Genomic DNA, 25219 nt, shown 5'->3' with positions numbered 1-25219 from the left:
CCTTGCAACCCTCCAAGCCCGGGTCCTCACCCAAACCGGCGAGCCCCACAACAAGATCAAGACGACATGTTAATGATCTGCAAGCCCTTAGATGCGGTCCTGACGGGATTTGCTGTGTCCGATTGCGGCTGCGCCGCGGGCGCGGCCTCCACCTTGGCAGGGTGGCGAGCGGGTCCGAAAGGTGGGCATGCGTGAGGCCCGCAGCTGTTGATGGCTGCGGGCCTCACGTTAGATGCGGTCCTGACGGGATTTGAACCCGCGGCCTCCACCTTGACAGGGTGGCGAGCACTCCAAACTGCTCCACAGGACCAGGTTTCGCGGCGCCATGCGACGGAGTCGCATATTGGATACTGCGTGCGTTGCGCTGCGAGAAGAGACTGTACAGGAGGGTGAGCCCGCTGGTCGAACTCACCCAACGTACGGGCGTCGTTACGGCACAGCTGCGTCGATCGCCTTCACGATCCGTTTGTCGGAGACGGGGTACGCCGTGCCCAGCGCATGGGCGAAGTAGCTGACGCGGAGTTCCTCGATCATCCAGCGGATGTCGAGGACCTGCTGCGGCACCGGGCGGCCCTGTGGCATCTGCTCAAGGAGCCACGCGTACTCGTCCTGCATCTCGTGGACCTTCTCCATGCGGGTGGTGTCCCGCTGGACGCCGGTCGGCATCTGCTGCAGGCGCCGGTCCGCCGCCACCAGATAGCGCATCTGGTCGGGCAGCCGGCGCAGCCCCGCCTCCGTCACGAAACCGGGCTTCACGAGGGCGTCCAACTGCTTGCGGACGTCCTGGAGGTTCGGCAGCAGGGCGGGGCTCCGTACGCCCTTCAGGCGGCGCTCACAGGCCTGCCAGGCGGCCAGCACCTGCTGCACCTGGTCCACCGTACGGACGGTCGTGTCGACGATCTCGGCGCGGACCTTCTCGTACAGCTTCCGGTACGACTCCTCGTCCCACGCCGGCCCGCCGAAGTCCGCGATCAGCTTGTCCGCCGCCGCCATCGCACAGTCGTCGAACAGGCCCTGGATCGAGCCGTGCGGATTCGAGGACAGCGCGAGCTTCTGGGGGTTCGTCAGCTTTTCGGACGCGAACTTCGCAGGGTTGACCGGGATGTTGCGGAGGATGAGCCTTCGCGTGCCCTTCCACATCGCCTCGGCCTGTTCCGCCTCCGTGTCGAAGAGCCGCACGGAGACCGTGTCGCCGTCGTCGACCAGCGCCGGGTACGCCTTCACCGGCTGGCCGGCCCGGCGGGTCTCGAAGACGCGGGTGAGCGTGCCGATCGTCCAGTCGGTCAGGCCCTTGCGCTCCAGGGACTCGCCGCCCTGGCGTTCGGCGGTCGCCGCGGCGGCTTGCGAGAGGGCCTGCCGGGCCTTCGGCTTCAGGCGCAGCTTCAGCGCCTCCAGGTCCTTGTCCTCGGCCAGCTTGCGGCGCCGCTCGTCGACGATCCGGAAGGTGATCTTCAAGTGGTCGGGGACCTTGGCCCAGTCGAAGTCCTCGGCCTCGAAGGGGACTCCCACCATGCGCTTCAGCTCGCGCGCCATCGTGACGGTGAGCGGCTCCTGGAGGGGGACGGCCTTCTCCAGGAACGCCTGGGCGTAGTTCGGCGCCGGAACGTAGTTGCGGCGGATCGGTTTCGGGAGGGAGCGGATCAGCTCGGTGACCACTTCTTCCCGCAGGCCGGGGATCTGCCAGTCGAAGCCCTCGTCCGTGACCTGGTTGAGCACCTGGAGGGGGATGTGGACGGTCACACCGTCCGCGTCCGCGCCCGGCTCGAACTGGTACGTCACCCGGAACTTCAGATTCCCCTGGCGCCAGGAGTCCGGGTAGTCGTCCTTGGTGACCGCGCCCGCCCGCTCGTTGATGAGCATCTCGCGCTCGAAGTCTAGGAAGTCGGGCTGCTCGTGCCGCCTGCGCTTCCACCACGAGTCGAAGTGGGCGCCGGAGACGACGTGGTCGGGGACCCGCTGGTCGTAGAAGTCGAACAGGGTCTCGTCGTCGACCAGGATGTCCCGGCGCCGGGCGCGGTGCTCCAACTCCTCGACCTCGGTGAGGAGTTTGCGGTTGTCGGCGAAGAACTTGTGGTGCGTACGCCAGTCGCCCTCGACGAGTGCGTTGCGGATGAACAGCTCGCGGCTGACCTCCGGGTCGATCCGGCCGTAGTTGACCTTGCGCTGGGCGACGATCGGGACGCCGTACAACGTGACCTTCTCGTACGCCATCACCGCGGCCTGGTCCTTCTCCCAGTGCGGTTCGCTGTACGTCCGTTTGATCAGGTGCTGGGCGAGGGGCTCGACCCACTCCGGTTCGATCTTGGCGTTGACCCGGGCCCAGAGGCGGGACGTCTCGACGAGTTCGGCGCTCATCACGAACCGCGGCGGCTTCCTGAACAGGGCCGAACCCGGGAAGATCGCGAACTTGGCGTTGCGCGCGCCGACGTACTCGTTCTTGGCGCCCTCCTTCGCGTCCTTCATGCCGATGTGCGAGAGCAGGCCGGCGAGAAGGGAGACGTGGATGCGGTCGGCCGGGGCGTCGTCCTCGTTGAGGTGGATGCCCATCTGCTTGGCGACCGTGCGGAGCTGGGTGTAGATGTCCTGCCATTCGCGGATGCGCAGGAAGTTGAGGTACTCCTGCTTGCACATCCGGCGGAAGGACGACGAGCCGCGCTCCTTCTGCTGCTCGCGGACGTACCGCCAGAGGTTGAGGTAGGCGAGGAAGTCGCTGCTCTCGTCCTTGAAGCGGGCGTGCTGCTGATCGGCCTGCGTCTGCTTGTCGGCGGGGCGCTCGCGCGGATCCTGGATGGACAGGGCGGCGGCTATGACCATGACCTCGCGGACGCAGCCGTTCTTGTCCGCCTCCAGGACCATGCGGGCCAGGCGGGGGTCGACGGGCAGCTGGGCGAGCTTGCGGCCGGTCTGCGTGAGCCGCTTGCGGGGGTCCATTGAAGAAGAGGGAGGCCGCGCAGCGGCTCGTTGAGGGGCGGTGGTCGGGTGACGGGCGGGCGGGTCCAGGGCGCCGAGCTCCTGGAGCAGCTGCACGCCGTCGCGGATGTTGCGGTGGTCCGGCGGGTCGATGAACGGGAACTTCTCGATGTCGCCGAGGCCGGCGGCGGTCATCTGCAGGATGACGGAGGCGAGGTTCGTACGGAGGATCTCCGCGTCCGTGAACTCCGGGCGGGCCAGGAAGTCGTCCTCGGAGTACAGGCGGATACAGATGCCGTCACTGGTGCGTCCGCAGCGGCCCTTGCGCTGGTTGGCGCTCGCCTGGGAGACCGGCTCGATGGGCAGGCGCTGCACCTTGGTGCGGTGGCTGTACCGGGAGATCCGGGCGAAGCCGGGGTCGATGACGTACTTGATGCCCGGCACGGTGAGCGATGTCTCGGCGACGTTGGTCGCCAGAACGATCCTCCGACCGGTGTGCGGCTGGAAGACCCGATGCTGCTCGGCATGGGACAGCCGGGCGTAAAGGGGCATGATCTCCGTGAACCTGTACTGCTTCTTCGTGAGCGCCTCGGCCGCGTCCCGGATCTCCCGCTCCCCGGAGAGGAAGACGAGGATGTCACCCTTGCCCTCGCCCATCAGCTCCTCGACGGCGTCCGTGATCGCGGTGATCTGATCCCGGTCGGCGTCGTCGGACTCCTCCTCCAGGAGAGGCCGGTAACGCACCTCGACGGGATAGGTACGGCCGCTGACCTCGACGATCGGCGCGTCGCCGAAGTGCCGCGAGAAACGCTCGGGGTCGATGGTGGCCGAGGTGATGACGACCTTGAGGTCGGGACGCTTCGGCAGCAGCTGGGCGAGATAGCCGAGCAGGAAGTCGATGTTCAGGGACCGCTCGTGCGCCTCGTCGATGATGATCGTGTCGTAGGCACGCAGCTCACGGTCGGTCTGGATCTCGGCGAGCAGAATGCCGTCCGTCATCAGCTTGATGAACGTGGCGTCCTGGTCCACCTGGTCGGTGAACCGCACCTTCCAGCCCACGGCCTCCCCGAGCGGCGTCTTCAGCTCCTCGGCCACGCGCTCGGCCACGGTCCGGGCGGCGATACGGCGGGGCTGCGTGTGCCCGATCATGCCGCGCACACCACGCCCGAGTTCCAGGCAGATCTTCGGGATCTGCGTGGTCTTCCCGGATCCGGTCTCACCCGCGACGATCACCACCTGGTGATCGCGGACGGCCTCGGCGATCACGTCCTTCTTCTGGCTGACCGGCAGCTGCTCGGGGTAGCTGACCTCGGGCAGCCCGGCACGACGCTCGGCGATGCGCTGCTCGGCCTTGCCGACCTCGGTCTCGATCTCGGCGAGCACGGCGGCCCTGACCTCCGGCTTACGGATCTTGCGCGCACCTTCGAGCCTGCGCCCGAGCCGGTGCGCATCGCGCAGGGACAACTCGGTCAGGCGGGGGGCGAGGGTGCCGAGGGCGGGGGCGGGATGCGTAGACATACGGGGTCCAGGATCTCATCCCCCCGAAATCCGTGGCGAACGGATTTCGACCGGCCCCACATGGGACATTCGATCACGTGCTCCGATCCGAAGAGCGGGGCCTTACAGCGGCCGGCGCAACAAGGTGAATCGGCGCCCGTTCGCCCTGATGGCGTGAGCTGGTCAGCTGGCCCGGCCGAGGTCCTTGCTGCAGCAGATCTCCACGTACGGACCCGGGATCTCGCGGGAGCCGTGGCGGACGTACAGCGAGCGGGCCTCGACCAGGTCGAGGCGGGTGTTTTCGGGAGCCAGGTGCCAGGAGGTCATGAGGGTCCTGACGAAAACACCCCCGCCGGAAAACTTCCGGTGGGGGTGTTGCCCTGGCGGGGCGGTTGTGGCTGGGGCCGGGATCGAACCGGCGACCTACCGCTTTTCAGGCGGTCGCTCGTACCAACTGAGCTACCCAGCCCGGGAGGTTTCACCTGAAACCTCAGCGGTCCTGACGGGATTTGAACCCGCGGCCTCCACCTTGACAGGGTGGCGAGCACTCCAAACTGCTCCACAGGACCAAGCTGTTGCGTACGACAGTGTCGCACACGGCGATGGGGGTCTCCAAAGTGATGAGGTGGAAAACCGCCGGAGGTCGTTCCCGTTGGCTTGACCTGCACTTTGTTGGTGCCCGATGTCGCTGGATCAGCATATCAGAGCGGGGAAGGTGCCCCGTACCGGTTATTCGCAGGGGTGGGACGGTGACGGGTCAGGGGCCGGTGTGGACGTACGCCGCCCACCACGGGGGGGGGGCGCTGTTCTGGCGGCGAAGGTGGTGGACGGCGTTGTGGAGAGCGTGGCGTCCAGGAGGGCGGCGCGGGTTGCCCGGTCGCCGGTCAGGAGGGTGGTGCGGCGCAAGAGCTTCGCCAGCAAAGGCTGACCTTGCTCGCCGCGCCGTCACGGTGCCTCCTCACAGTCGACGGACGCCGATGCTAGGCGCGGGCGTCCGGGAGGGGGCCCGGCGCAGTGGCGCTCACTCCCGGGCCTCCACCAGCGCCTGGCGGAACTCCGCCGCGGTGGTGAAGCCGATGCGCGGGTGTTCGGTGAGGGCGTGGTCGATCACCTTCGCGAGGCGCTCCGGGATGTCGGGGCTGCGGCGGCGGATCGGTACGGCGGGGCTGTCCAGGACCACCCGCCAGCGGTCGACGTGCGGCCGCGGAGCGGAGCCGGTGAGCATGTAGTACAGGCAGGCCGCGGCGGCCCAGACGTCGACCTCGGGCTGTGCCCGCTTGAACCGGAGCACCTGCTGCCGGGAGACGAACGACGGACTGCCCGCGGTGGTGCCCGTGTGCGTCAGTCCGCTCAGGCCCGCGGCGTCGAACGCCTTCGCCAGCCCGAAGTCGCCGACCTTGGCCATGCCGCCGTGCAGAAAGATGTTGCGGGGGCTCAGGTCCCGGTGGACCAGGCCGCGGACCGCGAGCGGGTGGCCCGCGGCGTCGTACGCCCGGACGTCCGCCTGGTGCGCGTGGGACAGGCCGTCCAGCACCTGGAGCGTGATGCCCAGCGCCTGGTAGCCCGGCAGCCGGCCGCCCCGCCGGTGGACCAGCCCGGAGACGTCGCCTCCGTCGCAGTAGTCCATGGCGAAGAAGAAGATCCCGTTCCAGCAGCCGTGGTCGTGCAGGCGGACCAGATGCGGGTGGCGCAGCATCTCGACCGTCGACATCTCGCGCAGGAACCGCGCCCTGGCCGTCTCGCTGCCCGCGGCCTGCGGCAGCATCACCTTGAGCGCGCACAGCTCGTCCGTCTGATGGTCCCGGGCGAGGTAGACGGCGCCCATGCCGCCCTGCCCCAGCTGCCGCTGCACGGTGTAGCCGCCGAACAGGTACAGGTTCTTCGTGCCGTCCTCGGCCACCTGCAGGAGCTGCCGCATGACCCGTTCCGGATCGGCCTTGCACGCCGCGCAGAGCTCCTCGGCGAGGGGCTGGGCGGTGTGCTCGGCGCCGAGCCGGCCGCCGCATGCCGCGCACGTCCGCTCCGCGCGCCGCTGCGGCTGACGGGTGCCGACGGTCGACGGCAGCTCCGTCGTACGGCACAGCTGGCACTGATACGCGTCCCGGTGGCCGGCTGCGTCCGCTTCTTCGGTCCCGGAGACCGTCCTGCCGCATGTGGCGCAGCGGAGGGGGACGCGGATGCCGACCCGCAGCCGGATGGTGCCCAGTCCGATCTCGTCGCCGTCCGCGAGCTCCCGCTCCGACGACGGGAGCCGGTCTGCCTCCTGCGGCGGCGGTCCCGTGTCCCGCTGGCCGATCTTGTCGCCGTTGACGTAGGTGCCGTTGACGCTGCCGAGGTCCCGGACCCGTACGTCCGGCGGGTTGATGTCGAGCAGGCAGTGGTGCCGGGAGATCCCCGAGTACTCCTCGTCCTCCGGGAGTTGCAGGGTGCAGTCGTCCGCCCGTCCGACGACGCACGTCGTGCGTTCGTGGAACTCGAACGTCCGGTCCCGGAGCGGGCCCTGGAGCACCGTGAGGGTCACTCGGGCGGAGCGGTCGCCTGCCTGCTCGCCTCCCGGCTGCGGTTGCCCGGCGGGTTCCGGCTGCCCTGGGAGCAGCGAGCCGCGCAGGCTGGGGACTCCCATCTCGGCGGCGAGCGCGGCCCATGGCGGGGAGGGGGTTTCCAGCACGGCGGACAGGAGGTGGGGCAACCCCATCAGGCCGGCGTGCTGTGCAGCGGCCAGTTCCTCCGCCCGGGAGAACAGTTCGCGCGCGACGGCGCTGCCGGGCGGCACGCCGTCGCCCCGCGGGGCCCGGTCCGGCCGCGCGACCCGGGCACGCAGCCGCCGGCGGAAGGCCGCGGTGTCAAGACCGGCCCGCTCGAAGGCGGCCCTGAGCTCTCGCACCTCACCGTCGAGCTCGGCGTCGGCCGGCGGCAGCTCGCACGCCTTGCAGATCCCGAGCAGGAAGTGCACCGGCTCGACCTCGCCGGCACCGCACAGAGCGGCCTCGCCCAGGGCGAGCATCAGGACCAGGCCGACGCCGCCGCTGTAGGGAGCACTGGTCATCGGCAGCCCCCGTCGTCGTCCGACAGCGACCGGAGCCGGCCGTCCAGGCCCATCTCGGCGGCCAGTTCGCGCCAGGGTGGATCGGGGAGTTCCAGCAGGGCGCGCAGGAGTTCGGCGAGACCGACGGGTGCCCCGGCCTTCAGTTCCTCGGCTCGGCGGAAGACGCCGCGGGAGGCAGGGGTTCGGTGCATGACGGCTCCGCCGGACGTGGGGTGGTCGCCAGCTCGTCTGCCTGGTTCTGTTGTCGGGCGTGTGCGGGTTTGTTGTGGCTGGTCGCGCCCACGCGGCGGAGCCGCACATTGATACAGCCCCGCGCCCCTCAGGGAGTCCGCGGCCCCGTTGGTTTCAAGCTGACGTCGGTGTGCGAGGTGCCTGCGCAGCCGGCGGCGGAACGCCGTGATGTCCAGCCCGGCCCGGCGGAATCGGGTGCGCAGCGCATCGATCTCGGCCTGCGGTGCGGCGGCGGCCGACGCGGGCAACTGGCTGTCGCCCAGCTTGCACACCCCGAGCATGAGGTGCGCCGGCTCGATCGCGGGCGCGTGTCCCGCCGCGGCCTCGACAGCCGCCAACTGCCAGGCCAGCAGGGTGCCTTGCGAATACCGGGAAACGCCCCGCCCGGCTCGCACGCCGGATGCGTCCGCGAGGCCGCTGTCGCGCCGACCGGCCTGCCCGGCGAGGTCGCCCTCGCGCCGGCCGCCCTGCACAGCTTCCCCGGCCTGACGGAGTACGTCCGCGAGGTCGCCGTCGCTCTGACCGCCCCGCAGAACTTCCCCGACATGGCCGAGTACTCCCGCCAGGTCGCCGCTGCCGCGACCACCCCGCACAACCTCTCCGAACTGGCCGAGAGCGTCCGGGAGGTAGCCAGGGACGAGCCGGGTGTGTCCCTTCCTCGCCTGGGCCAGGCATTCGAGTGCCTCCTGGTGCCGCCCCATGGTGGTGAGGAGCCTGGCCTTGGCAGTGAGTGCCTGGGTGTAGCCCGGATAGCGTTCGAGAGCCTGGTTCAGGCAGGTCAGGGCCTCGTCACGGCGCCCCAGCGCGATCAGGGTGAGGGCCTTGTTGTGCAGCGCCCAGCCGTCACCCGGAGCGACCTGCAGCGCCTTGCCGAACCAGGTCAGTGCCTCCTCGTGCCGGCCGAGTTCGTCCAGCGCCGCTCCTCTGCGGATGTACAGGTCCCGGTCACCGGGCAGGGGCTGCGCCGGAGCCGGAGCCGGCCGCCCGGCGACCCTCTCGTACACGGCCTGCAACTCCCCCCGCAGGCCGCGGAAGCTGCGCGGCCGCCGCTGTGGCTCCCGCTCCACGCAGGCGAGGATCAACTCCCGCAGCCCCGCCGGGAAGTCGTCCGCACTCGACCGCTCCCTGATGTGTTCGGCGGCGATGCTGCCGCTGACCGGCAGATCGCCGGTGACCATCTGGTGGAGCAGCACGCCGAAGCCGTAGATGTCGGTCCGCACGTCCACCCGCGCCCCGTACCGGGACTGCTCGGGCGCCCGGTAGTTGCGGGTTCCACCCGGCACCATGTAGATGGCCCTGACCTTCGGCTTCAGCTCCAGCAGCCGTCCGCCCACCGCCTGCGCAGGACCGAACACCTGGGCCAGGCCGAAGTCCGTGACCTTGAGCGTGTCGTCGTCGCCGATCAGGCAGTTGGCGGCCTTCACGTCCCCGTGCATGATGCCGAGCGTGCGGGAGGCGTGCTCCATGCCGTCGCAGAACTGCAGTCCGAAGCGGAGCGCGCGCTCCAGGGCGAGCGGCCCGGCGGCCAGCGCGGTGTCCAGGTCGCCGCCGGCGACGTACTCCAGCAGCAGGCAGTGATGCTGCTCGACCCGCTCGACCCACAGCGCGGTGACGATGTTGGGGTGCCGTTCCAGCAGCACCCAGGTCTTGGCCTCGTTGGCGAAGCGCTCCCGGTCCTCCTCGCTCCACGGCTGCGGCAGGTTGAAGGTCTTGAGCACGTAGCGCCGGTAGCCGACGCGGTCGAAGAAGCTGCTGCGCCCCTCCGGCTCCACGATCGACACCGCGCCGTGCGCGCCCATCCTGCGCTCCAGCACGCGGTAGGTGTTGTCCGGGCTCCGTACGGTCTGCCCCAGCTCGAAGGCATGCTTGGCGGCCGGCTTGGCGGGCAGGCCGGCGAGCGCCGCCGCGGCCAGGGGCGAGGCCGGGTCGGTGCGGGCGGCGTGCTCGTAGATGCGGCGGGCGACCTCGGTCCTGCCGGACTCCTGGAAGCACCTGCCGAGGTCGAGGTGGGCCGTCACCAGATCGGGGCGCAGGCACACGGCGTCCCCGAGGGCCTCGATCGCCTCATGAACGTTCCCCGCCGCAAGGGCGCGGGTGCCCCGGTCGCGGAGCCGCTCATAACCGTCCCCGGACGCATGACCATCCCCGGACGACGACGCGTCGCGCACGCACGCTCACCTGCCTCACACGGTTCATCGGCGCCGCCGCTGCCGCCCCTGCCGTTGCTGCCGCTGCGGCCGGGCGGACTCCTCCAGCGCCGAGCGGACGTCCTCGCGGTCCGGTGCCAGCTCCAGCGCCCGCTCCAGCAGCTGCCTGACCTCGGCGCGCCTGCTGCCCCGCTGACGGTAACGGACCTTCGCGAGCAGGACGATGGCGTCGACGTCGTTGGGGCTGAGGGCGCGGGTGACCGCCAGATGCTCGGCGGCGCCGTGCCACTGCTGCGCGCGGGCCAGTGCGACCGCCTTGTTGAAATGCTCGTCGGCGAGCGCGGCGATCTGCGCGAGCGGACGCAGATCGCCACGGCACACCGGGCACTCGGGAGCCGGCGCGGTCAGTGTCCGGCCGCACAGCGGGCAGTTGATCACGGCCACCCGCTACCTCCCGCTCCCCTTGGGCAGCCGGGGCAGGACGACCCCGGGGTCGTCGCCCTTGATCTCCTCCATCCAGCGCTCGATCCGCGCGGCCAGCGGCTGCACCTCGTTGCGGTAGATCCCCGCGAAGCGATCGGTGGACCGTACGTCGTTGGTGTCGACGCTGCCCACCGCCGCGACGATCGCGGCCACCTCGGCGAGGAACTCCTCGGCCCGGCCCCGGTACTTCCCGCCGGTGACCTGGTCGGTGTCCCGCAGCGTGCGGTCCAGCTCCTGCAGTTCCTGGTAGAGCAGGGCTTGCAGGTTCGCCGGGCTCGGCGGCGGCTGACCGGCGCTCAGCCGCCTGTGTACGGCCACGCAGCGGTCCTCGACCGCCTGGTTGATGCTGTGCCAGTCCAGGCCGTTGCCCGCCTGGTACGCCGCGAGCCCCGCGGCCCGCAGCCCGGGGATGCTGTCCCGGTGCTGCTGCGCCTCCGTGGTGTCGGTGCGGGCGAGCTGGTCGCAGAGCGCGGCGAGCTCGGCCAGCTTGTTCTCGAACTCCGGCAGCGGCGGGTGCATCGCCTCCGGGGCCGGGAGCCGGACGCTGCCCAGCAGCGTCTCGGCCTCGCGCAGCCGGTGATGGCTCTTGGCCCGGTCCTGGCGCTGGTCCAGCAGCGTCGCGCACTCCCGCAGGAGCGCGTCCAGCTGCGGCCCGATCCGCATGGCGTCCTCCGGCCGGGCCACCGCGCGCCGCTCCTGCCAGCCGGACCTGATCTCCAGATACCGCTGCCGCAGTTCCTCCCAGGAGGGCACGTGCTCGCGCGGTACGGAGATCAGCGCCCGGCCCTGCATCCCGACGGCGGGGATCCTGACCTGCGCGTCGATCGACCAGTCGGGCCGGAACTCCAGCTCCAGCTCCACCGGTGTGCCGGCCGGCAGGGTGCTGGGCAGGTCGCGGATCTCCACCTGGCCGATGGGGATCAGCCCCTCGTCCAGCCGGACCCGCAGCATCACCCCCTGGCCGGCGGTCTCCAGCAGGAAGCCGGTGTGGTACGGCAGTTTGGTCCCGGCCTGGGCGATCCGGTGGGGGCCGCCCTCCAGCTCCACGAAGAAGTCGTGCGCCAGCACGTCGCCCTCGTCGGTGGGCGGCGGCTCGTGGCCGGGCGAGACCGTGAACTGCCGGCTCTCGACCTCCTCGCCGTCCGCCACGACCGTGATCGTCAGCTCGTTGTCCCCGTCGTGCAGCGCGACGTCCTCGAAGACGAACCGTCCCTCGGCGTCGGTCTGCTGACGGAGGTTCTGGACGCCGTCCCCGGAGCGCAGCAGGACCTGCACGCCGCCCGGCGCCGCCCGGCCCTCGCCCGGATGAACCCGCCCGGCGATGTCGGTCGCGGGCAGCGCCGCCGCCACCTGGTCGATCTCCAGGACGCCCTGCCGGACGCCGGTGGCACCGGCCTTGATGCCGGCGCCGACGGCGACGCACAGGTCGGGGTCGATCAGCCGCGGCTCGTGCCCGTACCGCTCCCGCAACAGGCGGCTGACCAGCGGCACCCGCGACGAACCGCCGACCATGATGACCTCGTCGAGGTCCGCGGGGCCGATCCCGGCTCGCTGCAGCGCGGCGTCGCAGTGGGCGAGTGTGCGCTGCACGTCGACCTGGATCAGGTCCTCGAACTCGGCCCGGCTGAAGGGCAGTTTGATGGTCATGGGGATGCCGGCCCGGTCCGCCTCCCCCTCCACGTAGATCTCGGTCTGCCGGTCCCGGGACAGGAAGTGCTTCTCCGACTCCACCCGGACCAGCAGCCGGGCGAGCAGGCGGGCCTCCTCGGGGTGGCCGGGCTCCAGCCGGAGGTCGTACGCGGGGCGCTGCTCGGCCATCCAGCGCACGATCGCCTTGTCGAACTCGTACCCGCCCAGGTAGCGGTCGCCCTCGAAGGCGAGGTGCTCGAAGCCGGCCTCGGGTGTCCAGGTCACGACGGAGACGTCGAACGTGCCGCCGCCCAGGTCGTAGACGAGGAACGTCTTCGGCTCGGTCAGCCGGTGCCCGTGGGTGGACATCAGGGCCGCCGCGAACGGCTCGATGAGCGTCTCCACCCTCTCCAGGCCGGCGTCGAGGCCGGCCTGCACGGTCTCGTTCTTGGCCCGCATCTCGAAGTAAGCGGGCACCGTCACCACCGCCTGGTCCACCGGCACCCGCAGCACCTCCTCCGCGAGGGCCTTGAGGTGGCGCAGGACGTGTGCGGAGGCCTGTTGCGGCGTCAGGTCGGCGTGGCCGGCGGTCACCCGCTGGTCGGTGCCCATCGTGCGCTTGAAGAACATCGCGGGCGGCGGCTGCCCGTCGTGCTTGACCTTGCTCTTGGCCAGGCTGCCCACGACCGGGGCGCCGTCCTCGCCCAGCCACACCACCGACGGGGTGATGGGCGCCTGGTAGGCGTCGGTGATGATCAGCGCGCCGCCGACCGGCCGCAGCCGGCCCGCCCTGATCAGTTCCTGCTTGCCGGGGATGTCCGCGTCGGCGGGCACGGCCACGCAGCTGTTGGTGGTTCCGAGGTCGATCCCGACGGTGATGCTCACTCCTGATCCTCCTGCCGGTCGTCGGCGGCCGGGGGTACGGCCAGATACACCCGCGCTCGCTGGGTCAGCTTTCCGTCGGCCATCAGGACGCCCGGCTCCAGGGTCTCCCGCACCACGGGCCGCTCCAGGCCCGCAACCGGCTCGGAGCCCTCCACGTCGGCCCACATCCGGCACTCCTCGTAAGGCGTGCCGGCCGGGTCGAGGTAGCGCGCGCCGGCGGCTTCCAGGGCCTTGGCCAGCTTGTGCGTGAGGGACGGCAGCGCGTCGGCGGCGTTGGCCGCGGTGACGCCGTGCAGCCCGTGCAGCGCGCCCGCGACGTCCCGGGCGAGGTCTTCGAGCGCGCGCTTGTGCTCCTCGACCTGCCGACGGGTCTCCTCCGCGGCCGCGTCGCCGGCCTGCGCCTTCTCGCGCAGCAGCCGCCACACGACGCCCTGCGGGGGCTCCGGCCGGGCCCCGAGGGGGCGCTCCTGCTCGTCGATCCGCATCGCGTCAGCCGGCCGCGTCATCGGACCGGTCCCGTTGCGCCGGCTGCTCGGGCCGGTCCGGTCGCGTCGGCGGCTCGGGCCGGTGGGTGCACAGCTGGGCCAGCAGGCGCTGGGCCGGGTCCTTGATCCGGTCCTCGGCCGCGTTGACCTCGGCGACCCGCAGGGTGCGTCCGAACAGCGGGTAGCGGTCGGCGCGCCGCTCGATGCGCTGCCGCCGCTTTCTGATGTGGTTGCGGGTCGCTCCCCGGCCGCCGGTCTCCGGGCTGAGCGCGAGCACCTGGAAGGGCGTGGCGCGGTACGGGTTGTGCCCGTCGCGCCAGGCCCACGGGTTGTCAGCGATGCGGTTCTCTGTCATACGTCATCTCTCCTGGTCGCCTCACGCCCGCCGCACCGAGAGCAGGTTCTCCAGCGAGCGGACGAACTCCTCAAGACCCGGATCGGCCGCCGCGTACGCCCCGGCCGCGTCGAGGAGCCGACGGGCGCGGGACAGTTCCCCGTCGCCGATGCCGAAGGCGGTGAGCAGGAACTGCGCCTCCACCGCGTCCAGCCACGCCAGGAACCCGGGCAGCCCGTCACTCCGCAGCTCCGTCACCTCCGCGTAGCGCGGGTCCTCGCCCATCTCCGGGTACAACTCCAGCGCCCGGTCCACGTGCTGTACGGCCCGCCGGGCGCGGTGCCGGGCCTGCTCGACCTCGGACAGCGAGCCCAGCGCGTCCGGCGAGGGCGCGGACGTCCCGAGCGCGCCGAACGACCGCAGGGCCAGCAGGAACTCGTGCCGCGCCAGCTCCTTGGCGAACTCGCCGCCGGGCGCCGCGGTGCGGGCGAGCCCGGGCCGGACGAGGGCGTCCATGCGGCCGAGCAACTCGTCCGACCGCCGCGTCGCGTACGGCTCCTCCCGCAGCCGCTCGACCCAGCTCCGGCTGGTGAAGAGCAGGGCGCGCAGGAGGCCGTGGCTGTCCGGGTCCAGGAGCAGCCATGACTCCAGGACGCCGATCGTCTCCGCGAACCTGCCCTCCGCGACCGCTGCGGGGACCCCGTCGAGCACGTCACGCACCAGACCCTCGCGCGCCTCGGCCACGATCGCGTCCGGGAACGCGCAGCCGGTCACCAGCCGCACGTGCCGCCGCGCCCGGCCGGGATCCGTGAGCCGCAGCCGCGCGGCCAGGGTCAGATGCGGCTCCAGCAGGTTGTACGGCAGCCGCGTACGCGTCTGAGCCACGACCTCGTCCGGCACCGGGACGCCCATGGCGTCGTCGAGGCGCTGATGCATCCGCCGCCAGAAGTCGGTCTCCCCGTACAGCGTGGCCCAGTACCGCAGCGCCTGCTCGAAGTGGCCGAAGGCGGCGTCGTCGCCGGCCGCCTCCAGGTCGTACGCGCAGGCGTGGTGCGCGATGGCGAGGTGGTGGACGACCTCGATGTCGACCTCGATGCCGTGGGCGTACTCCCGCTCCCACAGCCGGATCGCCGCACGGGTCCACGGCTGCAGCTCCCCGCCCTGCCACAGCGCCTCGTAGGCGGACGCCGGCTCGTCGGTCAGCAGCGCGCAGAGCCCGCCCCGCAGCGGCTCGAGCTCCGCGGCCAGAGGCTCCGGCTCGCTCCCGGGGGTGGTGGGTCCGCGTCCGGGGGTTGTGGGCTCGTTCCCGGTGGTGGTGGGTTTGCGTCCGGGGGCAGTCGGTTCGTTCCCGGGGGCCGTGGGTTCGCGTCCGGGGGCCGTCGGTTCGTTCCCGGCGGTCATGGTCTCGGGCCCGGCCGTCATCGGCTCGGTCCCCGTAGTATTCGGCTCGCTCCGGGCGGTCATCGGCTCGTCTCCTCCCGGCTGCGGCGGGCGAAACCGCGGCCCAGTTCCGTGCCCGCGAAGGCCGTCGCCATCGCCTGGTACGTGACCCGGCAGCGGCGCCTGCCCAGGCCTTCCGTCGCCATCGCCCGGGCCTCGCCGGGGTCCTTGCGGAGCAGGGCCAGCTCGGTCGCGAGGAGGTAGACCTCGGCGACCATCGCGGTGTCCGGCAGCGCCCGGTTGAGGTCGAGCGCCTCGCACCGCAGCTCGTGCGCGAGGCCGAGGTCGCCGCGCCGCATCGCCGCGCGGATGTGCGCCACCAGTTCCTCGGCCCGCTGCCGCGGTGTCGGGGCACGTGCCGGGGACGCTGCTGGGGCGGTCTCGTCCAGGGCGCGCAGGAACGCGCCGGCGTCCGGGTACCGGTCAGTGGCCAGGGGGCTGAGCGCCCGCATGACCACCGCCTCGAGCGGGTGGCCGCGCAGCTCCGGGTTGCGGGTGCCGGGCGGTTCCACGTCGCGCAGCTTCAGCCGTACGAGCGTGTCGATGTCGGCCCGTCCCCCGTCCCCCGGCGCCGCCGCCCGCAGCTGGTCCTGGCCCGGGAGGCGGCCGGTGAGCATCTCGTAGCAGGTCAGGCCGAGGGCGTAGACGTCGGCCTCGGGGCCCGCCTCCCGCAGCTGGAGCACCTCGGCCGGCAGGTACCACACCGTGCCGCCGGCAGTGGGGGCGCGGCGCAGCAGCGTGCTGACGCGGCGGGCCAGCCCGAAGTCGCCGATCTTGAGCGAACCCGACGCCGAGACAAGGACGTTGCCCGGTTTCAGGTCCAGGTGGACGACGCCCCGCTCGTGCAGGAAGGCGAGGCCCTGGCAGAGCTGAAGCGCGTGGTCGCGCACGGTCGAGGCCGGGAGCTGGCCGCCGTGCAGCCGCCGGGCCAGGTCGCCGCGGGCCAGTTCCGTCACCATGTACGGCCGTCCCGTACCGCCGTCGACGCCGGCGTCGTAGCAGGCGAGGAAGCGGTCGCGGATCACCGGATCCGGGCTCTCGTCCACCACCCGGATCAACTGCAGTGCCTCACCGAGCAGTTCGGCCGCCGGCACGGCGGGGTCGGCGTCGAAGAGCTTGACGGCCACCTGCCGGAGCGTGTGGCCGAGCACGCGGTGCTCGGCCCGGTGGACCGTGCCGAACGCGCCCCGGCCGAGCGTCTCGTGCAGCAGATAGCGACCATCGAGCAGTTCAGCCACCGATGCCCACCACCGACAGCCGCTCGCCGTCCAGCACGATCTGCGCCCGCTCGACGGACTCCCCGCGGGCGTCGGCCTCGTCCAGTAGCCGAAGCAGCGGGGCGAAGACGCCGTCGACGTAGTCCTTGACGCCGCGGGCGGCCTTCTCCGGGCGCCGCGTCATCGCCAGTTCCGCGATCCGCGCCGGCATCTCCTGCTTCCAGCACAGCTCCACACGGAGCCGCGCGGCCATGTGGGCGGCCTGCCGCCGCAGCTCGCCGAGTGCGATGGCTTCGAGCTCGTCCGGCCGGAACGTCTCGAAGAGGACCATCTCGTCGATCCGGTTGAGGAACTCGGGCCGGAAGAACCCCTCCAAGATCCGCCGCAGGCGCGCGGCGGCCTCCGGCATGTCGTCGGCGCCCGGCTGCGTCAGGCCGGCGAACTCGGCGGCGCCGAGGTTCGAGGTGAGTACGATCACCGAGTCCCGGGCGTCGCGCACCGGTCCCGCGGGGTCGCTGATCCGCCCCTCGTCCAGCAGCCGCAGAAGGGCGTCGAGCACCCTGCCCTCGGCCTTCTCGACCTCGTCGAAGAGCAGCACCCGCCGGGGGTTGTCGCGCAGTCCGTTGGTGAGCTTGCCCTCGCCGTAGCCGACGTAGCCGGGCGCGGCGCCGATGAAGTTGTTCATCGACTCCTTGGTGTTGAACTGTCCCATCTCGAAGAAGAGCACGTCCCGCTCGGAGCCGTACACGACCTCGGCGAGCGCGCGGGCGGCCAGGGTCTTGCCGGTGCCGCTGGGCCCGCAGAACAGGAACCTGCCCAGCGGCTGGTCCTGCAGGCGCAGGCCGCGCCTGAGCGAGCGGCTGATCCTCTCCAGGGAGGGCGCCAGGCGGTCGATGACCGCCTCGCGCCCGATGAGGCGCTCGCGCAGCCGGTCGAGCGACACCTCCAGCGGCGGCATGTCGACCGCCGCGTCCGGTTCCTGGGCGGGGGGCTCGCTGTAGTACTCCTCGGCATAGCGGCGCAGCCGGGTGACGTCGATACGGGCGTCGCGGAGGAACCCCGCGGCCAGGCCGGCCGGAGTGTCGAGCAGCGCGGCGAGCAGATCGCGCTCGGCGACCAGGTCGCCGTCGCGCTGCGCCGCGACCGCGGCCGCCTTCTCCAGAGTGCGCGCGAGCGATTCCTGAACGCCGTCGCGGGAGAGCACCCCGGACGGACCCGGCGGACCGGATGGACCGGGCGGACCGGATGGACCAGACGGACCGGATGGATCGGACGGGCTGGACTGGCTGGCAGGGCCACCCGGCTCTGAGCCGCCGCCGGTGAGCGACGTCACCCGCAGGCGCAGGACGCGCACGTCCTGGCTCAGGAAGTGACACCCCTGCTCGATCAGGCCGTTGGGCACCGCGGCCATGGCCCACAGCAGCAGCACGGTGGTCAGGGGAGCGGACCCGGGGCCGCCCTCCCGCGCGGCCAGCGCGGACATCACCCGCCGCGCGCCGGGGCTGAAGCAGCCGAGCAGCAACCGCCCGTCGTCGCCGAACACCGCACGCGCCCGGGCCGGCTCGGCGCGGCACTCGCGGACCCACTGGTCGAGGTCGGCCCGGCCGTACTCACACAGCAGCAGGGCGGCGGGCGGTTCCAGCCGGGGCAGGACCGCGGCCAGCAGTTCCCGCTCCCCGGCTCCGGCCGGCAGCGCCCCGAGCGCCTCCCGCGTCCCGGTGGCGGCGGTGCGGTCGGTCAGCTCCGTCGGCGGCACCCCATCGCACGGCGGACTCTGGGCGCGCAGCGCTTCCACGAACGCCTCCACGGGGATCCGGCTCCGCCCGAAGAGCCCCGCGGCCACGCTGCCCGGCACCCGGCCGAGCGCGATCAGCAGGGTGGGACGGCCCGACGCGGGCGGAACCGGTCTCGACGGCCGCGGCGACGGCGCCGGAGAGACGGTCGGTCGCCGCCAGCAGCGCCGGGTCCAGCCGGTCGATCCCCAGGTTCTGCAACGTCAGGCCTCCCCCGAAGGCACTTCACCGAAGCGCACCTTGCGTCCGTCACCCCTGCCGGGGTGCCATACCGGTTATAGCGGCGCGTCCTTGGGACCGGTCCCGAAGCGGGCCCGATGCCGTTCGTAGAGACTGAGCGGGAGTGAGTCCTGGTGCCAGGACCCAGGCTCAGCCGAACGCCCCGAACGGTGTGGGGCGTCCTGGTTCCCCGCGTTCGCTCCGCATCCGGCGCGCACGGATCGTGTCCGTGGTCCGGGAATGCGGGGGCGGGGTCCCTCACACCCAGCAACGCCCGGTCGGGCCTGGACGGTCCGATGCCCCACCGCATCACCCGATTGGGCCATCGTCGACGAGGTGCTGGTGCCGGCCGTGGACTTGCTGCGTGAGCTCCGGGCCGCGCTCGGCAGCTGCGAGAGCCACCTCGACCGGGCCGGGCGGGAGGAGGCCGGCAGGTTCCGGACCCTGCTGGGTCGGCTGCGGGTGACGGTCGACCGGTTCGAGGACGTCCACGGGCCCGGCGGCGGCACGCGTGGCCCGGTCCTGATGCGTCAACTTCTTGAGCGGGTACGGCAGTTCGAGGGGGCTCTGACCCGGGATCCCGGGCGGTGAAACATCCGGGACCGATACGTTCGGGACCCCTCCCGAAGCGGCGCTGCCATAGTCGTGCGGGACGGGCCCGACACGATCTACGGGTGCCTTTCAGCGGGCGCCAGGGGGTGGGGATGTGAACCCGAGACACTCGCAGGACCGCCTTGCCGGCTGGTACCGGCAGTGGAAGCACCCCCCGGAGTTCCGCATCGCCCCGGAGCGGCTGAACGCCGGCCAGCGCGAGCGGATCGCCGGCCACCTCGCCGTACTCGACACCGCCCTCGCGGACCTCGCCTCCGCCCACGCGGAACTTTCCTCCGCCCAGGCGGCCGCCCGCCGGTCCGCCGCGTCCGCGACGACCCCGGCGGAGCAGGTCGACACCGCCCGGCTCGCCGAAGCGGCCACCGGCGTGTGGAAGGCGGAGCGGAAGCTGGAGCGGCAGGACGACGGGGTGGGGAAGACCTCCCGGCAGATCAGCCGCAGCGTGCGGATGGCGCGCCAGGCGCTCCAGGAGGGCATCGAACTCAAGATCCAGGACCACGACGGGGACGACTACGACCCCGGCCTGTCACTGAGGGTCCTGTCGGTCGAGGACGACCCGGCCCTCACCCGTGAGGTCGTCCTGGAGACCTTCCTGCCCTCGATCTATTTCCGTGGACGCCTCATCCAGATGGGCGAGGTCGTCGTCGGCAGGCCGCCTCTTCAATGACTCGCACACGCAGCCGAACGCGGAGTCGGCAGGGGAGTTCAGATGCGTGAGACCATCGATTTCGGGATCGACCTCGGGACCACCAACAGCGCCATCGCGGTGGCGGAGAACAGCGGATCCCGGATCATCAAGAACAACGACGGCTGGGACTACACCCCGTCCGCGGTATGGATGCCGCGGGAGGGAATGACCCACGTCGGCTACAAGGCCCGCCAGCGGGTGGAGTCCGATCCGGACGACGCGCACGCCGAGTTCAAGCTCCAGATGGGCGTGGCCGGCGCCGAGTACCGCTTCCGCCGGGCGGGTGTCTCCCTGATCCCCGAGCAACTGTCCGCCGAGGTGCTGAAGTCGCTGCGCCAGGACGTCGCTCACGAGCTGGGGGAGCCGCCGGCCGTGGCCGTCATCACGGTGCCCGCGGCGTTCGCGCTGAACCAGTCCAGCGCCACCGGCAAGGCCGCGGTGCTGGCCGGGCTCGGGGAGGACTGCCCGCTGCTGCACGAGCCGAACGCGGCCGCGCTCGCCTACGGAGTGGACAACGCCTCCGATTCCGTGCACTGGATGGTCTTCGACCTGGGCGGCGGCACGTTCGACGCGGCCGTGATGAGCAAGCGGGACGGGGAGCTGCAACTGCTTCAGCACGCCGGCGACCCGCACCTGGGCGGGAAGGACATCGACTGGGCCATCGTCGACGAGGTGCTGGCGCCCGCGGCCGGACGCGACCTCGGGCTGCGGGACTTCGTCCGCGGCAACCCGCGGTGGCGGACGAACTTCGCCAAGCTCAAGGCGGCCGCCGAAGCCGCCAAGATCGAACTGTCCCGGGCCGGGACGGCGGAGCTCTTCGTCGATCTCAAGGACGACAGCGGCGACGAGCAGATGTTCACGTACACGCTGACCCGCGGCGCTCTGGACGACCTTGCCCTTCCCTTCTACACCCGGGCGATCGGCCTCTGCCGGAAGGCGCTGGCCGACAGCTCGCTCCGCCCCGACCACATCGACCGGCTGCTGCTCGTCGGCGGCGCCACGCTCTCTCCCAGCCTGCGCGAACTGCTCGTCGACCCGCGGGAGGGGCTGGGCATCCAGATCGACCACAGCCAGGACCCCTCCACGGTCGTCGCCCGCGGCGCCGCCATCTACGCCGGCACCGTACGCGCCCCCGCGACGCGGCCGCGCCCCCGCGTCGGCGAGTTCACCGCCGACCTGGTTTACGAACCGCAGTCGCTGGACACCACCGGGATCCCCGTGGCCGGAACACTGCACAGCAGCGGCCAGGTGGACTGGACCGGCTACACCGTTTCCCTGCACAACCCGGACGGGGAGCCGGCCTTCCACGGACCGCAGGTCGCCGTCAACGCGAACGGCTCCTTCTACACCACCGTCACCATCACCCCGGACACCAAATCCCGGTTCACGGTGGAGCTGACCGACGCCTGCGGAGTCCGGCAGAAGCTCACGCCCGACACGCTGTCCATCACCCACACGAACACCCTGGCGCCGGGGCCGGTTCTGACGCACTCGCTCGGCATCGGCAAGTACGACGGCAGCTTCGGCCGGATCCTCAACCGGGGGGCGGCTCTGCCGGTCCAGGACAGCAACACGTACCGCACGACCATCGCCCTGACCCGCGACAATCCTGACGCGGTCATCCGGATTCCCCTCCTCGAGGGCGAGGAGGCGGAGGCCAAGAACAACAAGGAAGTCGGGGAGGTCACCTTCCGCCGCAGCGACCTGCGCTACGACCTTCCGGAGGGCAGCGAGGTCGAAGTGACCTACGAGGTCCGCAAGATCGGGCAGGCCAGGGCCATCGTGGAGACGATGGGGGTGGAGTTCGAGGCCGAGGTGCGGCTCGAGGGCGCCCAGCCGGAACACGGCGAGCTCGTGACCGGTCTGCGCGGCCTGGAACAGCGGGCCGCCGCGGTCACCGAACGCGTGCGGGAGTCCCGGGCCACCGACGCGCAGGCCGTCCTGCGTAAGCTGTCCGACGACATGGCGCGGCTCCGCACGAAGATCGACCATGCGGCCACCGACAGGAACGCCGGCCTGGAATGCGCCCAGCGCCTCCGTGACCTGCAGGCGCAGCTCGACCGCATCGAGCGCGAGGCAGTCGAGGCACCGCGGCTGATGCTGGAACTCGGGGACGCGCTCAAGAAGTGCGAGGGCCTGCTCCGCCGCGGCGGCGGAGCTGTCGAGCGGCAGGAACTGGAGCGCCTGCGCGGCCTGGCGAACAAGGCCATGCAGAGCGCAGACATCGCCGAGCTGGAGCGGCTGGTGAAGCAGGCATGGGAGCTCTGTGCCGAGCTGAAGCGCGCCACCGGCGAGCTGGAGTACGACCTGTTCAAGGAGCTGTCCCGGTTCCGCCGCGTGATGACACCGCGGGACGAGGCGGATGCCGCGATCGCACAGGGCAAGCGTGCCGTCGCAGCCCGCGACCGGGCCGCTCTCGGCGACGTCATCCAGCGGCTCTACGAGATGCTGCCGCCTGGCGTCATCGGGAACGACAGCCCGCTCAGTGAGGACGGCGGGGTCCGGTGACAGCGACGGAATCCGTACCGCAGACGGTGCCCGAGCCCCGCATGGACCGCGACCCCGGCACCGACCTGCGGGCCGAGCTGGTCGTGGCCCGGGCCTCCGCGGCGGCGCGCGCCGGCGACCTGGACGCGGCGCTGCGGGAACTGAACCGCTGCGACGACCCCGCCGTCACCCGGCACCACGACGTGACCGATCTGCGGGCCCGCGTGCACGCCCAGCGCGGCGAACTGGCGGCGGCCGAACGGTGCTGGCAGCAACTGCTCGACGAGCACCCGCAGGACGAGTCCGCCGCGGCCGGCCTGGACCGCCTCCGGCGCTTCCGCGGCCGCGGCCCTGCGGCCGCCGTCGGCCGAGCCCGCCACCGGTTCCGGCCCGCCGTGGCCGTCGTCCTGTGCGCCGGAGCGGTCACGGCGGCGACCTGGGCCCTCGCCCCCCAGCCGCCGTCCGACGCCCGCGAGCCACAGTCCGGCTCCGCGGCGGTGGCACGCGACGAACGGGACGTACGGCAGGAGCTGACGGAACAGCGCGAGCGCGCCGCGGCCGCGGCCGAGGCCCGGCGCACGAAGGCGCTCGACGCCCTCGCGAAGGCGGTCCGCACGCCGGGGACCCGGGTGGAGCGGCACGAGGACTCCGTGCAAGTGGTCTTCGAGCAGGGCCTGTTCTCCGAGGCGGCCGAGCTGACCCGCACCGGCGCGGCGCAGCTGGCCCGGGTGGGCGAGCGCCTCGCCGGGCAGCGGAACCTGCGCGTCGGGGTCCTCGGGCACATCGCCCAGGTGCCCGGCGCCCCCGCCAGCGGAGGATCGGTCACCTCCCTGTGGCGGGCCATGGCCGCTGCCCGCGCGCTCAGCGACGCCAGTGGCCGGCCGCTCGCCGGCTTCTCGGTCGCCAGCGCCGAGCAGCGGGACGCCCCGCACGGCACCGACGCGGCGAACCGGACCGTCACGGTGATCCTGACTCCGCACACCGCCTCGTGACACGGCGCACGCGCCGTTGACCTCGCAGAACCTGGGAGGACGCCTTGTCGAACGGCACCGCACCGGTGGCCATGGAGCGCCTTCGCGAGCTCACCGTCCCCGAGCTCTATCAGCGCAACGCCTTCAGAGTGACCGGGATCTCCACCATGGCGCCGCGCCGGACGATCCGTCAGCAGAAGCAGCACATCACCACCGCCGCCCGCGCCGGGGCGGACGTCCCCGCCGCGGGTGAGCTTCCCGTGCCCGGCCGGCGGAGCGTGGAGCAGTACGGTGCCGCGTTCGACATCATCGACCATCCGCAGCGCCGGATCGTCGACGAGCTGTTCTGGCTCTGGGACACCCCGGACGGGGCCTGCGGCTGCGACCCCGTGCTGCACCGGGCGCACGACGCGGCCGTACGGGCCCACGCCCGGGCCCTGGACGAGGAACTGTCCGGCCGCGCGGCACCCGCCGAGGGGGAGAACAGCTGGGGCGCGGCCGCCGAAGGCTGGCGGGGAGCACTCGACCACCCCGGCTTCTGGGGCCACCTTCGGCACCGCATCACCGCACTCGACGACCGCCGCCTGGACCCCTCGGCGCTGCCCGTGCTCGAAGGCGAGGTCCGCCGCACCCTGGTCGCGCCCATCGCGGTGCTCGCCGCCAAGGCGGCGGCGCCGCAGCGGATGATCGGACTCTTCGGCGTCTGGTCGTGGGCCGGCGAGCCGCTGCTGGGCGAGGCCGTCGAGCAGCAGCTGCGACCGGAGCTGGACTCCGTGCAGCTCGCCCTGGACCGCGCCCGCGAGCAGCACACCGAGCACACCGTCCAGGCGGTGTCGACCGTGGAGAAGGAGATCGTGCCGCAGCTGACCAGGCTGCGCGCCTTCGACGCCGTCGGCGTACGGCGCACCGTCAACAAGCTGAGCGACCGCACGGCGCTGCTGCTCAACAACTGCGCCATGTCCACCGGCTCCGGCACCTCGCTCCCCGCGGGGGAGGACGCCCGGCTGCTCGAACTGGCACTGGCGCTGGCCGAGACGGACGAGACCCGCAGGATCGTCACCGGCAACCGGAAGTACCTGGTGCTCGGCTCGGTCGTGAAGTCGATGGAGAAGGTCCGCACGCTCCTGGACGACAACAAGGCCGAGCGAGCCGTCGCCGAGCTGAAGAGTCACGTACTGCCGAGGCTCACCGAGCTGCGGGGCAGCGAGGACAGGGAAAAGCGGGAGAACGCGGCCAAGCTCGCCGACGCGACGGCGGTCCTGCTCAACAACTGCGCCATCGCACTGTCTCCCGGCACCGCGCCCTCGCCCGCGCAGGAGAGCTTCGAGCTGCTCGACGAGGCCGCGAAGCTGGCGGAGACCAGGCAGGCGCGCAAGCTCATCAGGAAGAACCGCCGCCGGCTCAACGACCACACCCGCCTCGGGCCGTACACCGCGGCGCTCGATGCCACCCTGACCGGCCTCAAGCGGGCGCAGGAACTACTGCGCACGAACAAGCCGGACCGCGCCGCCGCGGAGATCGAGGACCGCGTGCTGCGGCGGGTCAGGGAGCTGCGCGAGTGCAAGGCGTGGAAGATCCGGTTCGCCGCGTCCCGGCTCAGCGATCAGACCGCAGTGCTGCTCAACAACTGCGCCGTGGCCCTCGTCCCCGATGTCGCGGCGCCCAAACGGCGGAGCATCCGGCTGCTCGAATCCGCCTTGACCGTGGCCAGGAAGGGGAAGACGCGCAAGCTCATCACGAAGAACCTCACCGGGTTCCGCTACGCGGAAAGCATCTACGGGAACGACCGACTGTCATTCTCGTCCGGACTCAGGTCGTCGAATCCGCTCAGTCCGTCGTCCCGGGTCGAGGACTATGAGCTGTCTCATCTGCCGTCGTCCATACGCGACGCGCTGATGCGGCTGTCCCCCGAGCAGCGAGCCGAGTTCCTCTCGCGCTACCGCGACCTTCTGTGAGGCCGCCTGGCTGGTGCGCTGACCTGCAACAAAGCAGAAGGGATGGTGCCCCCAACGGGATTCGAACCCGTGCTACCGCCTTGAAAGGGCGGCGTCCTAGGCCGCTAGACGATGAGGGCTATCGGCCCACCGGGGCGCTGCTCAGCGCGTCGGGGACGTGAGAAGCATAGGTGATGGCGGGAAGGATCGC

The 25219-nt window shown here is 71.8% G+C and carries 16 protein-coding genes, 4 tRNA genes and 1 pseudogene; 5 read left to right on the top strand and 16 right to left on the bottom strand.

The window, feature by feature from the left end:
- Positions 1-235: 235 nt before the first annotated feature.
- The 15 genes and pseudogenes from H8R17_RS24775 to H8R17_RS47330 all read right to left on the bottom strand — a co-directional run.
- Positions 236-310 (bottom strand) — tRNA-Asp (locus H8R17_RS24775).
- 119 nt (positions 311-429) lie between these two features.
- Complete coding sequence (gene hrpA, locus H8R17_RS24770) at positions 430-4428, bottom strand: ATP-dependent RNA helicase HrpA (RefSeq protein ID WP_187825408.1); 3999 nt, start codon at positions 4426-4428, stop codon at positions 430-432.
- A 162-nt stretch (positions 4429-4590) separates the two neighbouring features.
- A complete protein-coding gene (locus H8R17_RS24765; protein ID WP_399477208.1) occupies positions 4591-4734 on the bottom strand; it encodes a hypothetical protein in 144 nt (47 codons plus the stop codon).
- 68 nt (positions 4735-4802) lie between these two features.
- A tRNA-Phe gene (locus H8R17_RS24760) sits at positions 4803-4876 on the bottom strand.
- A gap of 25 nt (positions 4877-4901) precedes the next feature.
- Positions 4902-4976, bottom strand: a tRNA-Asp gene (locus H8R17_RS24755).
- A gap of 452 nt (positions 4977-5428) precedes the next feature.
- Positions 5429-7453 (bottom strand): protein kinase domain-containing protein, encoded by a 2025-nt coding sequence (locus H8R17_RS24750; protein ID WP_223125428.1) that lies wholly within the window; start codon positions 7451-7453, stop codon positions 5429-5431.
- Positions 7450-9852 (bottom strand): protein kinase domain-containing protein, encoded by a 2403-nt coding sequence (locus H8R17_RS24745; RefSeq protein WP_187825407.1) that lies wholly within the window; start codon positions 9850-9852, stop codon positions 7450-7452. The genes H8R17_RS24750 and H8R17_RS24745 overlap by 4 nt, the downstream gene beginning before the upstream one ends.
- 24 nt (positions 9853-9876) lie before the next feature.
- Entirely contained in the window at positions 9877-10275 is a 399-nt protein-coding gene (locus tag H8R17_RS24740) for a hypothetical protein (protein ID WP_187825406.1), read from the bottom strand.
- A 3-nt stretch (positions 10276-10278) separates the two neighbouring features.
- Positions 10279-12828, bottom strand: coding sequence for an Hsp70 family protein (locus tag H8R17_RS24735; protein WP_187825405.1), 2550 nt, complete (start codon positions 12826-12828; stop codon positions 10279-10281).
- A complete protein-coding gene (locus H8R17_RS24730) occupies positions 12825-13334 on the bottom strand; it encodes a hypothetical protein (RefSeq protein ID WP_187825404.1) in 510 nt (169 codons plus the stop codon). The genes H8R17_RS24735 and H8R17_RS24730 overlap by 4 nt, the downstream gene beginning before the upstream one ends.
- Complete coding sequence (locus H8R17_RS24725) at positions 13318-13668, bottom strand: hypothetical protein (protein WP_187825403.1); 351 nt, start codon at positions 13666-13668, stop codon at positions 13318-13320. The genes H8R17_RS24730 and H8R17_RS24725 overlap by 17 nt, the downstream gene beginning before the upstream one ends.
- Before the next feature lie 21 nt (positions 13669-13689).
- The gene (locus tag H8R17_RS24720; protein WP_187825402.1) at positions 13690-15069 is read right to left on the bottom strand and encodes a hypothetical protein; all 1380 of its coding nucleotides are present in this window, start codon (positions 15067-15069) and stop codon (positions 13690-13692) included.
- A gap of 38 nt (positions 15070-15107) precedes the next feature.
- Complete coding sequence (locus tag H8R17_RS24715) at positions 15108-16325, bottom strand: serine/threonine-protein kinase (protein ID WP_187825401.1); 1218 nt, start codon at positions 16323-16325, stop codon at positions 15108-15110.
- Complete coding sequence (locus H8R17_RS48800) at positions 16318-18147, bottom strand: AAA family ATPase (RefSeq protein ID WP_187825400.1); 1830 nt, start codon at positions 18145-18147, stop codon at positions 16318-16320. Before H8R17_RS48800 ends, H8R17_RS24715 begins: the two co-directional genes overlap by 8 nt.
- A gap of 225 nt (positions 18148-18372) precedes the next feature.
- Positions 18373-18627 (bottom strand): annotated as a pseudogene (locus H8R17_RS47330) (hypothetical protein); the annotation flags it as partial.
- A gap of 25 nt (positions 18628-18652) precedes the next feature.
- Between H8R17_RS47330 and H8R17_RS24705 the strand changes: the two are divergent.
- From H8R17_RS24705 to H8R17_RS24685, 5 genes are all read left to right on the top strand, one after another.
- Positions 18653-18907: a hypothetical protein gene (locus H8R17_RS24705; RefSeq protein WP_187825399.1), complete on the top strand. Its 255-nt coding sequence runs from the start codon at positions 18653-18655 to the stop codon at positions 18905-18907.
- Positions 18908-19022: 115 nt separating this feature from the next.
- Complete coding sequence (locus H8R17_RS24700; RefSeq protein ID WP_187825398.1) at positions 19023-19595, top strand: hypothetical protein; 573 nt, start codon at positions 19023-19025, stop codon at positions 19593-19595.
- 42 nt (positions 19596-19637) lie between these two features.
- Positions 19638-22124: an Hsp70 family protein gene (locus tag H8R17_RS24695; protein WP_187825397.1), complete on the top strand. Its 2487-nt coding sequence runs from the start codon at positions 19638-19640 to the stop codon at positions 22122-22124.
- The gene (locus H8R17_RS24690) at positions 22121-23095 is read left to right on the top strand and encodes a hypothetical protein (RefSeq protein ID WP_187825396.1); all 975 of its coding nucleotides are present in this window, start codon (positions 22121-22123) and stop codon (positions 23093-23095) included. Before H8R17_RS24695 ends, H8R17_RS24690 begins: the two co-directional genes overlap by 4 nt.
- Before the next feature lie 44 nt (positions 23096-23139).
- On the top strand, positions 23140-25029 hold the full coding sequence (locus H8R17_RS24685) for a hypothetical protein (RefSeq protein ID WP_187825395.1): 1890 nt from the start codon (positions 23140-23142) through the stop codon (positions 25027-25029).
- A gap of 43 nt (positions 25030-25072) precedes the next feature.
- Here H8R17_RS24685 and H8R17_RS24680 read toward each other — a convergent pair.
- Positions 25073-25148: transfer RNA gene (locus H8R17_RS24680), tRNA-Glu, on the bottom strand.
- Between the last annotated feature and the right edge of the window lie 71 nt (positions 25149-25219).

It is taken from the genome of Streptomyces sp. TRM68367 (assembly GCF_014495685.1).
Taxonomy (GTDB): domain Bacteria; phylum Actinomycetota; class Actinomycetes; order Streptomycetales; family Streptomycetaceae; genus Streptomyces.
Note: the sequence above shows the minus strand (reverse complement) of the source record. Positions and strands in the feature narration are given on the sequence as shown.